Raw genomic sequence first — 14,787 nt, 5'->3', positions numbered from 1 at the left:
AGCAGCGTTGATACCCTGATGCAGTGACTGACACCCCGCGCAAGAAGCTCATCGAGGTCGCCCTGCCGCTCGAGGTTATCAACGCCGAGTCCGCCCGCGAGAAATCCATTCGCCATGGCCACCCCTCGACGCTGCACCTCTACTGGGCGCGCCGCCCGCTCGCGGCCGCACGCGCGGTGCTCTTCGCGCAGCTTGTCGACGACCCCTCCTCCCACCCCGAGCTCTTCCCCACGGAGGAGGAACAAGACGCCGAGCGCGCCCGCCTGCACGGGCTGCTGGAAAAGCTCGTGGTGTGGGAGAACTCCAACGACGAGAAGCTCCTTGCACAGGCGCGCAAGGAGATTAGAAAATCCAACGGCGGTGAACTTCCCGCCGTGGTGGATCCCTTCGCCGGTGGTGGTGCGATCCCGCTCGAGGCGCAGCGCCTCGGGCTCGAGGCACATGCCAGTGACCTTAACCCGCTGGCGGTGCTTATCAACAAGGCCATGATTGAGATCCCGCCGAAGTTTGCCGGCCAAGCCCCTGTGAACCCGGACGCTCCCGCGCCTACGAACGGCTGGTCGCGCGCGGAGGGGCTCGCAGAGGACGTCCGCTTCTACGGCGAGTGGATGCGCGACGAGGCGGAAAAGCGCATCGGCCACCTCTACCCGAAGGTCACGGCGCCAGGCGGCACCGAGCACACGGTAATCGCGTGGATCTGGGCGCGCACGGTGAAAAACCCGAACCCCGCCAACCCCATCGAGGTGCCGCTGGTGCGTTCGTGGTGGTTGAGCAAGAAGAAGGGCAAGGAAGCCTGGGTCGAGGCCAAGGTCGTCGACGGCGAGGTGCGCTACGAGGTCCGCCACGACGCCGAGGGGCCGAAGGGCGATGCGGATGGGACGGTGTCGCGCAAGGGGGCGGTATCGATTGCCGACGGCACGCCGATCGACCTCAAGTACATCCGGTCAGAGGGGAAGGCCGGACGGATGGGGGCGCACTTGATTGCAGTAGTCGGAGAGGATTCTCGCGGCAGGATCTATATTTCTCCTTCTAGCAAGCATGTTTTGGCGTCTGAGACAGAGCGCCCTGGAACAATTCCAACTGCTAAACTGCCCCCTGTCGCTCCGTCGTTCCGGGTACAAGCATATGGCTTCAAGCTTTGGGCAGACCTCTTCACCAACCGCCAGCTCGTCGCGCTGACCACGCTGAGTGACCTGGTCTCCGAGGCGCGTGAGAAGGTGCTTAGCGATGCCCTCACGTCGGGTATGGAGCGCGGTGCCCGACTCGACGCCGGCGGCAGCGGTGCGGAGGCTTACGCGGATGCGGTGGCGACGTACCTCGGTCTCAGTATTGGGCGTATGGCGGACTATTCGTCAAGTCTCTGCAGCTGGCACAACACCGGCGAGAAGATGCGAAATGTGTTCGGGAGGCAAGCTATCCCGATGGTGTGGGATTACGCTGAGGTTAATCCTTTTTCGGCTTCTAGCGGGAATTTCATCGGCCAGCTCACTTGGATCACCAAGGTGATATCCACCTCGCCAGCTCGGTCAATAGCAGAAGCTTGTCAGGCAGACGCGGCGGAGGGGGAGTACTCGGGGCTAGTTGTTTCTACCGATCCCCCTTATTACGACAACATCGGGTACTCCGACCTGTCGGACTTCTTCTACGTGTGGTTGCGGCGCTCACTGAGGGTGATCCTCCCTAGCGTCTTTGACACCATGCTTACGCCTAAAACTGAGGAGTTGGTCGCCAACCCGTATCGCCACGGCGGGAGGGAGGGTGCGGAGCAGTTCTTCGTTGAAGGCTTCAACAAGGTCTTCAAGCGGATGCGCGACGGCGCTAGGAGCGATGTTCCGCTGACCGTCTATTACGCGTACAAGCAGCAGGACGTTCGCGATGCCGGCACGTCTTCGACGGGCTGGCACACGTTGCTCGATGGGCTGATGAATGCCGGTTGGGAGATCACCGCGACCTGGCCAATGAGAACGGAGGGTTCGGTTCGCATGATTGCATCCGGCACGAACGCGTTGGCGTCCTCAATCGTGCTCGCCTGCCGTCCGCGCCACGAAGACGCGCCGACAACCACGCGCCGGGCGTTCGTCCGCGAACTCAAGCGCGAGCTGCCGGAGTCGCTGCGCGCACTCATGCAGGCGACCATCGCGCCGGTGGACCTTGCTCAGGCCGCGATCGGCCCGGGCATCGCGGTGTATTCCCGCTACTCGCTCGTGCGCGAGCCCGACGGGTCCAACATGGGCGTGCGTGATGCGCTCATCCTTATCAACCAGGTGCTCGACGAGGTCCTCGGGGAGCAGGAGGCAGACCTCGACCCGGACTCGAGGTTCGCGCTGCGCTGGTACCGCACCTACGCGTGGGGCAAGGAGAGCTCAGGCATCGCCGACCAGCTTGCCCGCTCCTCCGACACATCGCTCGGCGGGCTGGTGCGCGGCGGCATCCTCGAGGCCAGCGGCGGCAAGGCGCGCCTCATCCCGCCGGAGGAACTCGCCGAGGCATGGGACGTGGCCAGCGACGAATCCGTGAGCATCTGGGAAGCCACCGTGCGGCTAACGGGTGCGCTCAGCGTCGACGGCATCGACAGGGTCGCCGGCATGCTCAACGACATCGAAGGCCACGTCGATGAAGACGCCGTCAAGGAGCTCGGGTTCCTGCTCTACCACGAGGCAGAAAAGAACGGTGATACCTCCCACGGTGTCATGTTCAACGCGCTGGTGACCTCGTGGAACGACCTCACAGAAAAGGCACGCCAGCTCGCCGCGGAGCTTCCTGTAGGTGCCCAGGGCCACCTGGAGTTTTAAAAGCTTTTGTGACGGAATCCCACCGCAAGAGCGCGGCGTTGCGTAGATTGATTCCATAAGGAATGAAAACTACCCCGCCAAACGGGGCTTATTGGCTTGCCTGGGAGATGTCATGGCGAAAAGCAACAGGGAGCGGCTGACCGCAGCCTTCGAGTACCTTGTCGAAGGCTTGCAGGACCCCGTCGACGAGGTGATGCAGACAGTTCCGGAGCTTCAGGACGGGACAAATACCCCCTGGAACGAGGTGTGGGCACGGCGCATGGCGCAAAAGACCGGCAGGTCATCCTATTCAATGGAATTGGACGACCCGCAGACGCTGCTGAAGGCCATCACTGAGTACGGCTACAACTTCAAAGATGTTCTGTCCCGTCCCCAGCAGTCCTACGCCTCCGAGCTGAGGGAAGTGCGCGACAATTGGGCGCACGGCAAAACCCTCAGCTCGGACGACACAATCCGCGCCCTCGACACAATTGAGCGCCTGCTTCGCGCCGTCGACGCATCGGACTCTGCGGATGACGTAGCCAGAGAGCGCCAGACGCTACAGCGTCAGGTCTTCCAGGAGCAGACGCGGAGCGATACCCGCACGAGGGCCGTCTCCGTGGAACCTAGCGCGGGCATGAAACCCTGGCGTGAGGTGATCCTGCCGCACGACGACGTGCTGAATGGCAACTTTACCGCCGCGGAGTTCGCCGCCGACCTGCACAAAGTGCACAAGCGAGAGACACACGCCGCCGAATACGCCGACCCGGTCGAATTCTTCACTCGCACTTACCTCACGGAAGGGTTGAGCGATCTTCTGTCCCGCGCGCTCAAGCGCTTCGGCGGAGACGATAACGCTAGCCCCGTGGTGAACCTGCAGACGAATTTCGGCGGCGGCAAAACCCACTCCATGCTGGCCCTCTACCACCTGTTTAGCGGACTCCCCGCGAAGGATTACCCCCAGGACGTCCAGGAGCTCGTGGCTAGCAACGGCAACGTGGACCTGGAAGGCCTCGGGTTGCGCCGCGTCGTGCTCGTTGGCACGTACCTGCACCCGGGGAGTGTTGATACAAAGCCCGATGGCACGCAGGTGCACACGCTCTGGGGCGAACTCGCCTGGCAGCTCGGCGGGCCTGAGGCGTACGAGATCGTCGCGGAGGCCGACCGCACCGGCACGAACCCGGGCGAGTCTCTGCACAGGGTTTTGCGCGAGTATTCCCCGTCGCTCATCCTTATCGACGAATGGGTGGCCTACGCCCGCCAGCTCGTCGATGCAACGGGGCTGCACGCGGGCAGCTTTGAAACGCAATTTACCTTTGCGCAAACGCTCACGGAGGCAGTTCGTACGACCCCGCGTACGATGCTGTTGGTCTCCATCCCGGCGTCCGAGGAGGCCGCCGACGGTGAGGCCAGGGATAACGAGGTCGGTGGTGCCCGCGGCAAGGCGGCACTGCAGAACCTACAGAACGTCATCGGGCGTGTGGCTGACCAGTGGCGCCCCTCGACGAAGGAGGAGTCCTTCGAAATCGTCCGGCGCCGAGTATTCCGGGACCCCGATGCCGATCAGCTGCGCCAAATAAGCGCGACGGCGCGCCTGTTCGCGGAGATGTACCGGAAAGATTCCCCGCTCTTCCCCAGCGAGGCGGCCACCGCAAGCAACGACTATGAGACCCGCATCAAGCGCTCGTACCCGATCCACCCGGAGCTTTTGGACAGGCTCTACGAGGATTGGTCGGCTCTCGAGCGGTTTCAGCGCACCCGCGGCGTGCTCAAGCTCGTCTCCACCATCGTCTCCACGCTGTGGGCCACGAACGACACATCGCCGATGATCATGCCGGGGACCGTGCCCGTGGGATCGAACGCTGTCGGCACCGAACTCACGCAGTACTTGGAGGATTCCTGGAAGCCTATTATCGACGCCGACATTGACGGGGAAGGATCGACAGCGGCGGTCGTCGATAAACAAAAGCCCGTGCTCGGCGCGCGATCGGTGACCCAGCGCATCGCGCGCACAATCTTTATGGGGGCTGCCCCCCGCACCTCCCGAAAGGGCCTGGATAAGCAGTACGTCTGGTTGGGCGTGGCAGTTCCGGGGGACCAGCTGGGCAACTTCGGCAGCGCCCTCGAGCAGCTCTCCCAGCGCTCGACCTTCTTCTACGAGGAAAACGGCCACTACTGGTTCGATACCCAGCCCTCGGTGGCCAAGACAGCCGCGGACTACGCCGAAAGGTTGCGCGAAGACCCCGACACCGTGTGGAACGAAGTGGTCACCAGGCTGCAGCGCACCGCCAAGCCGGACAACCACTTCCAGCGGATTCACGCGGCTCCGACGGCCAGCGGTGACGTTCCAGACCAAGACACCGTCGCCCTCGTCATCGTCCACCCCAAGTACCCGTATTCGCGCAGCGGGAAGGTTAACCCCGCGCGCGCTTGGGTCCATGACACGATCGAGCAGCGGGGGTCAACTCCGCGAGTGTTCCGCAATACCTTGGTCTTCGCCGCGGCCGACAGCGCCGAGCTCGAGAGCCTGGATGCCGCAGTGCGCAACTTCCTCGCGTGGGATTCTGTTGTCGAAGACGCGGACGCGCTCAACCTCTCGGCGCAGCAGACGCGCCAGGCCGTTGAGAACCGGCGGAGATTCAACGAATCCGTCGACGATAAGATCATCTCGGCCTACTCGCACCTGCTCTACCCCGAGATGGATGACGCCACGCAGCCCTTCACGGTGGAGCACGACAAAATGGGATCCGGCGCCGGGACAATCCCGGAGCGCGCTGCTGCCCAGCTGATTCGCGGTGGGCAGCTCGTTGCGGACCTCGGCGCGGAGACCCTCGGGATGACCATGCGCGACCAGCTTGGCGCGATCTGGGATGAACAGGGGGAAATCACGGTCGGTGAGCTGTGGGGATACTTCACGCGCTTCCCCTATATGATGCGGCTTGCACGCAGGGAGGTTCTCGATTCCGCCATCGCGGGTGCGACCCAACGCATTATGGTCGATTCTGAGAAGTTTGCCATTGCGGCACGCAAAGACCCAGACTCAGGCAGGTACCTCGATATGGTGATTCCGCCGGCGGGGACGGGCTCCTTCAACGTCACGGACTCGACTGTGTTGCTCTCTATTGAGCTCGCGCAGCAGCAGGTCGTTGAACCGGAGCCGGTCGCGCCGACGCCCTCGCCGGATCCTGACCTGGATGTGGACACTCCGATTACCCCCGCGCCCTCGGCGCCTGAGGTGTTGGTGAAAACACGATACCGTGGTGCGGCACCAGTGGACGGTGAATCGTACGCATCGGGCTTCTACACCATCGGCAACGAGATTTTGGAAATGCTCAGAGCTTCAGGTGCCAGCATGCGCGTGACGGTTGAGATTGAAGCGGAGCTTCCGGCAGGCTTTCCCGATTCCACGATCCGGGTGATCAAGGAAAACGCGGCGCAGCTCGGGTTTAAGTTCTCGGAGTTTAGCTGAGGCTTGTAGCCTTTCGGTGCCAGATGTCAGGTTTGCACGAATCGACCTAGAAAGTCTGCATACCTCGACCTAGAAAGTCTGCAGAAATCCGAATAGGCTGGTGGGCGTGGATACGGGAGTAGTTCTCGGGCGGGAGTACCGTCCGCGGTTCGTCGATAAGCAGGTGGAGGAAGCACTCGCCGCACACGGAGCCGTCGTGCTTGAAGGGCCGCGCGGTTGTGGGAAGACAATGACTGGTGTCGCGCATGCGGCCTCGGCCGTGTTTATGGACGATCCTGCGACGGTTACGCTTGCCGATATTGACGCCGACTACCCGTTGATAGGGGAAAGGCCGCGCCTGATTGATGAATGGCAGCTGAGGCCCGAAGTATGGAATCAGGTGCGCCGGCAGGTGGACCGAGCGGAGGGCTTCGGCAACTACATCCTCACAGGCTCTGCCATTCCGAGCGATGACATTACGCGGCACAGCGGTGCCGCTCGTTTTCTCCGCATTCGGCAGCGCACCCTCACGTGGGCGGAGAAGGGGAAATCGCAGCCGCGCGTCGCGCTCAATGAGCTCTTTAGCGGGGCAGATGTTCCAACCGATCCAACCCAGTTCAGCCTTGATGACAACCTCGAGGCACTCTTAACCTCCGGTTTTCCCGCTCACATTTCGCTTTCGCCCGAACAATCGCGAGGTCCACTTCGTGCTTACCTTTCTGAGACGGCGCGCACGGACGTCTACCGTCTCCACGACTTCCGGCACGATCCGATTGTCCTCGACCAGCTCCTGGCATCCCTCGCGCGTGTGACCGCCTCAGAGGTAACCCAGGCCACCATTCGCAAGGACCTCAAGTCGGTGGCGCCCTCGATAAGTGTTGAGTCGGTCGCGATGCTCGTCGATACCTTAGAAAGGATATTTGTCCTCGAATCGGTCCCTGCGTGGGCCCCCCGGTTGCGCTCAAAGGCGCGACTGAGGACCAGTAGGAAATACCACCTCGCCGACGCATCCCTGGCTGCAGCCGCTCTAGGAGCGACGGCGGAGAGCCTGCGCCGCGATCCTGAAACGCTTGGCTTTTTGTTCGAGTCGGCCGTGGTTCACGACCTTTCGGTCATGGCGGAAGCCCTCGGGGGTCGCGTGTACCACTACCGCGACTCTAACGGGTATGAGATTGATGCTGTCATCGTGCTTGACGACGCCCGCTGGGGTGCCGTCGAAGTCAAGCTTGGCTACGGCCAGGTCGATGAGGGGGTCCGCCGCCTGCGCAAGGCACTCGACCAAATCGATGCCGGCACGCCCCCATCCTTCGCAGCCGTTATCACCGCGACTGGGATGAGTTACACCACCGAAGACAAGATCTGCACGTTTCCCTTCCTCGCCCTGGGCCTCTAGGGTGCCGCCTGGCAACAAGAAACCCCCGGCAAGCGCCGGGGGTTGACATTGGCGGAGGATGTGGGATTTGAACCCACGAGGGTATTGCTACCCGCACGCGTTCCAGGCGTGTGACATAGGCCGCTAGTCGAATCCTCCAAAAGAAACGCCTGAGGCGTCGGGGCATAACTTTAGCCGATTCCGAATTGTGGGCCAAAACGCCAGGTCACTTCACAGGCGGGGAGGACTTTTGAGGTTGCTGGGGCGACCGGCTAGAGTGAGGTGCAGGATCCCACGCGGTGCTTATCTTGTGAACTCCCCCAGGGCGGGAACGCAGCAAGGGTCAGCGAGCTCTGGCAGGTGCGTGGGGTCCCTTTATTGTGCCGTGGGGCCAAGCGCAATCCCTGTTCGACCGGAAGCGCCGTGAACCCCTCCTGAACACACCTGCAGCCCGTTCCGGTCGAACTCGCCCTGCCGGCCCAGAAGTACCTGTTCGACCGGAAGCGCTGAATGAGGCCTTCGCAGCCCCGGAATAACCGTTCCGGTCGAACACGCAGTGCGCGAGCCCCTGGAGACACGCGCCGACCACGTACCATGGGCACAGATTGTCCGCCGACGAAAGTGACGCACCCGATGTCTCTCCTGGATCTTGAGAAGAACGAACTTGACCAGCTCGCCGCCGACGTCCGAGCACGCTACGAGGACCTGAAGGCCAAAGACCTGAAGCTGGACCTGACCCGCGGCAAGCCCTCGAGCGAGCAGCTCGACTTCTCCAACGCGCTGCTCGAGCTTCCGGGTGCCGGGGACTACGTGGACAACACCGGCGCGGACGTGCGCAACTACGGCAACCTCGCTGGTATCGCGGACATCCGCGAGCTCTGGGCCGAAGTCCTCGGCATCGACCACGCGAACCTCATCGCGGGTGATTCATCCTCGCTCAACATCATGTTCGACCTCATCTCCTTTTCCTACGCTTTCGGCAACAACGACTCGCAGCGTCCGTGGAAGGACGAGGACAACGTCAAGTGGGTCTGCCCGGTGCCCGGATACGACCGCCACTTCACCATCACCGAGCAGTTCGGCTTCGAGATGGTCCAGGTGCCCATGCTGGAAAACGGCCCGGACATTGACGCCATCGAGCAGTTGGTGCAGGATCCGCAGGTCAAGGGAATGTGGTCGGTGCCCATCTTCGGAAACCCCACCGGCATCTCCTACTCCCGCGAGGCGGTCGAGCGTCTCGCAGCGATGGAAACAGCCGCCCCGGACTTCCGCATCGTGTGGGACAACGCCTACGCCGTGCACTCGTTGACGGATGAGTTCCCGGACAACCCGGACGTTATTTCCATTGCCGCGGAAAAGGGAAACCCCAACCGGTTCTGGTACATGAGCTCAACATCCAAGATCACCTTCGCGGGCGCCGGGGTGTCCTTCTTCGCGTCGTCGAAGGAGAACCTGAACTGGTACTCCCAGATCGCAGGGACCCGCGGGATCGGCCCGAACAAGGTCAACCAGCTCGCGCACGCGCGCTACTTCGGCGACGCCGAGGGCGTGCGCGCACTGATGCGCAAGCACGCCGGCTCCCTGGCGCCGAAGTTTGCGGCGGTGCTGGAGATTCTCGACGAGCGCCTCGGCGAGTACGACGTTGCGAGGTGGACGAAGCCTGAAGGCGGCTACTTCATTTCCCTCGACGTCATCGACGGCACCGCCGATCGGGTGTGGGAACTGGCGAAGCAGGCAGGCATCACCTTGACCAAGGCAGGTGCCTCCTTCCCGCACGGCAAGGATCCACGTAACCGCAACATCCGCCTCGCGCCCTCTCTGCCTCCGCTCGAGGAGGTCCGGGAGGCGATGGACGGCGTGGCCACCTGCGTGCTGCTCGCGGCCGTCGAGAAGCTGGGCGCGTGACGGGCGACGAGGCAGCCGCCTGGATTGCGACGTTTCTGCCGGGCATGAGCTTGTCGCTTGCCGACGCCCGCCCTGTCGCCCTGGGCATCATCGACGGCCTCCCCACGGCTGTGACCGCCGGGTTTTCCACCGTGGACACCGGTCTTGTGATGCAGGATGACCAGGCCACGTCCGTGCGCTGCGAGCTGATCTGCCGTGCCGACGCGCAGCCGCACGCGGTAGCTGGTGCCGTGGTGGCCGCGACCCGAATGCTGGAAACGCTCGGCGTCCCCGCGCAGCCCGGTGTGCTGTTGGACGACCTGCAACCGCAGCACGCGCTGCAGCACGGATACCTGCGGGAACCCGAGATTTTCTCCCGGGGCACCCCGCTTTATAATGAGCCGGGTGTTATGACGCTGCTGCTCGAGTTGATCCTGCTCAGCGACGAGGAGCTCGCGATTCTGCGCGAGCGCGGTTACCCGGCTCTTCAGACGCGCCTGCGCCGCCGCGGCACGAGCGTTGGGGACTGGGGCCGCGAGGTGGATTAAGAAGGAAGTGGGCAGATGAGTTTTCGCGCGCGGGTCAGCACCGCCGTTTGTGTGGTGCTTGCGTTGCTGTTCGGCTCCGCACCGGTGCAGGCGGCGTCATCGCAGGTCGCGCTGCCGCAGTTCGACGGCCACGCGGGTGCGGTCCAGCGCCAGGGCAGCACCATGATGGCACCGGAGGGGAGCAACGACCCGCGGTGCACAGCCGACGAGATCTTCGTGCTCGTGCACGGTACCGACGCGACCTTCTACGCGGACTACGCGCTCATTGGCGAAACGCTCGTCAGGTCCGGGTGGTGCGTTTACGGAATCGACTACGGCTACGGCGAAAACTCATACGGGTGGGCCCCGCTTGTCGACTCCGCCGCGCAGATCGACAGGTTGGTGAGCAGCGCGATGGCCACCTCGGGTGCGACGCGCGTGCACATGGTGGGGTATTCCCAGGGCGCAACCGTGACACGGTACTGGATCAACGAGATGTCTCACGGCAGGGCCGCGTCCTGGTTCGGGCTCGGCTCGCCCACCAATGGTGTGAACCTGCCCGGGATTGACCAGCAGCTGCACACGAGTTCGGCGCAGCAATCCGTCATCGCCCCGTCCTTGGTCGACCACGTGGGCGGCAGTGAGGTCATGCGCTCGCTGGCGCAGACGCCAATCATCGAGGGCGTGCGCTACGCCACCTTCGGAAGCCGATTTGACGGTGTGCTGGTTGCCATTGACCAGCGATTGCCCGGGGCGACGAACATCGTGTTGCAAGACGTTTGCCCGGCAGATCTTTCCGGGCATTTCTTCCTCCCGTACAACCCCACCGTTATCGAGGCGATTGTGCAGTGGCTTCGCGACGGCGAGATCGGGACGTTGCCGTGCCAGCCCAGGGCTCTCGGCCACGGCGTGGCGGACCTGGCCATCGTGAGCAACTTCGGCAATGGGCAGCTCCCGCCGCCGGTGGTCTACCCGCCGTCGCCCTGATAGCTGTCACCCCACTCGGCTAAGCTGACTGCCGTGGCTTTGTACCGGAAATACCGTCCCGCGTCATTCGGCGAGGTGATCGGCCAGGAGCAGGTGACCAGGCCGCTGTCAACGGCGCTGGACAACGGGCGGATCAACCATGCGTACCTGTTTTCCGGGCCGAGGGGCTGCGGCAAGACGTCGTCGGCACGCATCCTCGCGCGCTCGCTTAACTGCGTCGAGGGCCCGACGTCGACGCCGTGCGGCAAGTGCCCTTCGTGCGTCTCGCTTGCGCCGGGCGGGCCGGGCAACCTGGATGTGATGGAACTTGACGCCGCGTCGAACGGCAGCGTCGATGACATGCGCGAGCTGCGTGAGCGCGCACTGTTCGCCCCAGCCGAGTTCCGCTACCGTGTCTTCATCATCGACGAGGCGCACATGATCTCCACGCAGGGCAACAACGCCCTGCTCAAGGTGGTCGAAGAGCCGCCGGAGCACCTCATCTTCGTCTTCGCCACCACCGAGCCGGAGAAAATGCTGGGCACGATCCGCTCGCGCACCCACAACTACCCGTTCCGTCTGCTCACTCCGCAGGCAATGCGCCAGCTGCTGGAAAACGTGGTACGCGAGGAAGGTGTGGCGGTCGAAGACGCCGTGTATCCGCTGGTCATCCAGGCCGGCGGGGGCTCGCCGCGCGACACCCTGTCCATTTTGGACCAGCTGCTCGCCGGCTCCGGGCCCGAGGGCCTGACGTACGAGCTCGCGATCCCGCTGCTGGGGGTCACGGAGCTTTCGCTTATCGACGCCACCGTTGACGCCCTGGCATCCCGCGACGCGGCCGCGATGTTCGCCACGATCGACGACGTCATCGAGGCCGGCCACGAGCCGCGCCGCTTCGCTTCCGACTTGCTCGATCGCCTGCGCGACCTGATGATCATCCGCACCGTGCCCGACGCCTTTGGCCAGGGCCTAGTCAACGCGCCGACGGAGCGGGAGGAGGTGCTGCGCGGGCAGGCGCAGCGCTTCTCCGGAAACGAGCTGGCTACCCTCGCCTCCGAGGTCAATGAGCGGATGGTGTCGCTGCGTGGCGCGACCAGCCCGCGCCTGCTGCTCGAAGTGATGATGGCGCACCTGATCACCACCCCCACGGTTTCCGCGCCCGCGCAGTTGCCGGGTCCGGACCTGCCCTCGCAGCCGGCCCAGCTGGCACCGGGTTCGCCGGCACCCGTGACCAAGGGTGGCGCTTCCGGTGCCAGCGCTGCGGCGGCCGCAGCGGCTGCGGCGGGGGAGAGACGCGCGCCCAAGACCTCGTCGACACCGGGCCCGCAACGCCCGCCACAGCCCAAGCCCGAACCACAGCCGCGCTCGGAAGAAAAACCGGCCGAGAAGCCGGCGAGGCGACCTGATTCGCAGACCTCCGATCAACCCTCTGAACAGCAGGCGGAGGGCATCTTTGAGAAGGTTCGTGCCGACTGGACGCGGATGCGGCAAGCCGTGGGCGGGCGCAACAAGGTCGCAGAGATCATGCTCACTGAGGCCACCCCGCTCGGGATGGACGGAAACACGCTGGTGGTGGGGCACAACACCGGCGCCTTGGCGGAGCGGATCAATGCCGCGTCGAACAACTCCGACATCGCGGCAGTGTTTTCCGAGCAGCTGGGCAGCACTGTGGAGGTGCGCTGCGTGGTGGGCACCGATCCGGGGAAGGCCGGCTTCAGCGCGCCCACCGCGCCGGCCCAGCGCGTGTGGAACCCGAACGCCGGCAAAGGTCCGCGCGAGCCGGAGCCAGAGGAGCCTGCCCCGGCAGCTGCCACCACTCCGTCGACCCCACCGGCGCCCGTGCAGGAGCAGCACAACGATTGGCGTGCCGCGGCGGAGGCGGCAAAGCGCGCCCACCGCGCCAATGGCGCAGTTGCCGGCAACGCCCAGCGCAGCGAGGTGCCCTTGCCCCCTGAACCCGAGGAGCCCGAAGATGCCCCGCCGGAGGATGAGCACACCCCCGAGCAGCCATACAGCCGCGAGGATGAGGAGCGTGACATGGCTGACCAGGCGCGCGAGGAAGGGACCAGGGACCGTCGAGACGCGACAGCCGTGGCCATGGATCTTCTCGCTGCTGAGCTCGGGGCCCGACCGCTGTAGGGCAGGTACACCACAAACACTCTCGCCGACCTGGGCTGTACTATCCGGGGCCTACCCAACCGGGCACACGTTCTCGCCATGTCGGCATGAGATGCCACCCGCAACCTCACTACCTGCACTGGGTTACTTTTCAAAGAGCGCCTGCACAGGAGACGCTTCGCGAATCGAGCTGTCAAAGTTGCGGTTCGCGTGTGGTGACCGCATGTGAGTGGCAGGAAGTGAATCCCGGGAGATCCCGCCGGACGATGGGGCTCGGGATCCCCGCAATGTCAGCACTCTTTGAAAAGTTGCCCACCTGAGAAAATAGTGGATGGGTGATTTCATTGGGGGAAGGGGCGCAGATCCGATACCTGCGCGGGCAGGGTCGGTTGTGCGCGCACCATGTTGAGCGCCGGGGCGAAATGAGCCAGGGCGGGACGTGGGGGCTTCGCGCAAGCCATGCGGCGTCATTGCCTCGCTGTTGTCGTCGGTGCACGTTCATGTGATGCGGGGAATGAGGTGACGATCCCCCGTTGTCACTCGGCCTCGCTGTAGCGCCTTAAGCGCACGAAACGTACACTGGCGGTCAAATTTCCAACGAACCTACATTGCGAAAGGGTGCAACTCACCGTGACCCAGCCCAACATGCCCAACGACATGCAGGAACTCATCCGCCAGGCCGCCGAGATGCAGGCTCACCTGCAGCGCGCGCAGCAGGAACTACTCAGCACCACCGTTGAAGGCAGCGCAGGCGGCGGGCTGGTCACCGTCACCATGACCGGCGGCGCGGAGATCACCGACCTCTCCATCAAGCCCGAGGCCGTCGACCCGGAGGACGTCGAAACGCTGCAGGACCTCATCCTCGCCGCCTACCGCGACGCGCACACCAAGGCCGGCCGCCTCGCCGAGGATAAGATCGGCCCGCTGGCCAACCCGGGTGGCGCCCAGCAGGGCCCCGGGGAGATCCCGTTCGGCGGCCTTATCTAAGCTGAAGCGAACACGGTTTTTACATTAAGGCGCCTGGCATGACTGCCGGGCGCTTTTTCAAGCGTTTGAGAAAGGTGCGCTGATGTTTGAAGGCCCGTTGCAGGACCTTATCGACGAACTGTCCCGCCTGCCGGGTGTCGGCCCGAAAAGCGCGCAGCGCATCGCGTTCTACCTGCTCAAGCAGGACCCCGATGATGTCGACCGCCTGGTCGGCGCGCTCAACGCTGTGCGCGACGGGGTGGCGTTCTGCCGCATCTGCTCTAACGTCTCGCGCGAGGAGGTCTGCCGGATCTGCGCCGACTCGTCCCGGGACGCGGGCCTGGTGTGCGTGGTCGAGGACGCCAAGGATATCCAGGTCATCGAGCGCACCGGCGAGTTCCGCGGACGCTACCACGTGCTCGGCGGCGCGCTCGACCCTTTGGCCAACGTCGGGCCGAAAGACCTGTCCATCGCCTCGCTTTTACAGCGCATCGGCGCGGTGCTACCCGACGTCGACGACGCCGAGGCGCCTAACGTGCACGAGGTCATCATCGCCACCGACCCGGACACTGAGGGCGAAGCCACCGCCTCCTACCTGGCGCGCCTGCTCAAGGACTTCCCAGACCTGGTGGTCTCCCGGCTGGCCTCGGGCATGCCTCTCGGCGGCGACTTGGAATTCGTCGACGAGCTGACGCTGTCGCGTGCCCTGACCGGCCGGCTGACTCTGTAGGAAAA

The 14,787-nt window shown here is 64.2% G+C and carries 9 protein-coding genes, 1 tRNA gene and 1 other RNA gene; 10 read left to right on the top strand and 1 reads right to left on the bottom strand.

The annotated features are described in order from the left end of the window. Nucleotides 1-23 precede the first annotated feature (23 nt). The 3 genes from E3227_RS03445 to E3227_RS03435 all read left to right on the top strand — a co-directional run bounded on the left by E3227_RS03445 (nt 24) and on the right by E3227_RS03435 (nt 7,612). On the top strand, nt 24-2,792 hold the full coding sequence (locus E3227_RS03445; RefSeq protein WP_144317544.1) for a DUF1156 domain-containing protein: 2,769 nt from the start codon (nt 24-26) through the stop codon (nt 2,790-2,792). Between the two features lie 112 nt (nt 2,793-2,904). Continuing rightward, nucleotides 2,905-6,240, top strand: a complete 3,336-nt coding sequence (locus E3227_RS03440; RefSeq protein WP_144317543.1) for a DUF499 domain-containing protein — start codon at nt 2,905-2,907, stop codon at nt 6,238-6,240. Between the two features lie 106 nt (nt 6,241-6,346). Beyond that, nucleotides 6,347-7,612, top strand: coding sequence for an ATP-binding protein (locus E3227_RS03435; RefSeq protein ID WP_246062731.1), 1,266 nt, complete (start codon nt 6,347-6,349; stop codon nt 7,610-7,612). Nucleotides 7,613-7,661: 49 nt separating this feature from the next. Here E3227_RS03435 and E3227_RS03430 read toward each other — a convergent pair. Next, nucleotides 7,662-7,750, bottom strand: a tRNA-Ser gene (locus E3227_RS03430). Nucleotides 7,751-7,874: 124 nt separating this feature from the next. Here E3227_RS03430 and ffs point away from each other — a divergent pair. The 7 genes from ffs (at nt 7,875) to recR (ending at nt 14,782) form a co-directional block, all read left to right on the top strand. Beyond that, nucleotides 7,875-7,971: signal recognition particle sRNA small type (gene ffs / locus E3227_RS03425), an RNA gene on the top strand. 253 nt (nt 7,972-8,224) lie between these two features. Next, nucleotides 8,225-9,496: an aspartate aminotransferase type Ic gene (locus E3227_RS03420; protein WP_006839254.1), complete on the top strand. Its 1,272-nt coding sequence runs from the start codon at nt 8,225-8,227 to the stop codon at nt 9,494-9,496. Continuing rightward, entirely contained in the window at nt 9,493-10,023 is a 531-nt protein-coding gene (locus tag E3227_RS03415) for a suppressor of fused domain protein (RefSeq protein ID WP_144317542.1), read from the top strand. Before E3227_RS03420 ends, E3227_RS03415 begins: the two co-directional genes overlap by 4 nt. 15 nt (nt 10,024-10,038) lie before the next feature. After that, nucleotides 10,039-10,989: an esterase/lipase family protein gene (locus E3227_RS03410; protein ID WP_144317541.1), complete on the top strand. Its 951-nt coding sequence runs from the start codon at nt 10,039-10,041 to the stop codon at nt 10,987-10,989. 33 nt (nt 10,990-11,022) lie between these two features. After that, nucleotides 11,023-13,107 (top strand): DNA polymerase III subunit gamma and tau, encoded by a 2,085-nt coding sequence (locus E3227_RS03405; RefSeq protein WP_040422132.1) that lies wholly within the window; start codon nt 11,023-11,025, stop codon nt 13,105-13,107. Between the two features lie 609 nt (nt 13,108-13,716). Beyond that, complete coding sequence (locus tag E3227_RS03400; protein ID WP_309485213.1) at nt 13,717-14,073, top strand: YbaB/EbfC family nucleoid-associated protein; 357 nt, start codon at nt 13,717-13,719, stop codon at nt 14,071-14,073. 82 nt (nt 14,074-14,155) lie between these two features. Further along, entirely contained in the window at nt 14,156-14,782 is a 627-nt protein-coding gene (gene recR / locus E3227_RS03395) for a recombination mediator RecR (RefSeq protein ID WP_006839259.1), read from the top strand. Nucleotides 14,783-14,787: the final 5 nt, after the last annotated feature.

Source organism: Corynebacterium sanguinis, assembly GCF_007641235.1.
Classification (GTDB): domain Bacteria; phylum Actinomycetota; class Actinomycetes; order Mycobacteriales; family Mycobacteriaceae; genus Corynebacterium; species Corynebacterium sanguinis.
Note: the sequence above shows the minus strand (reverse complement) of the source record. Positions and strands in the feature narration are given on the sequence as shown.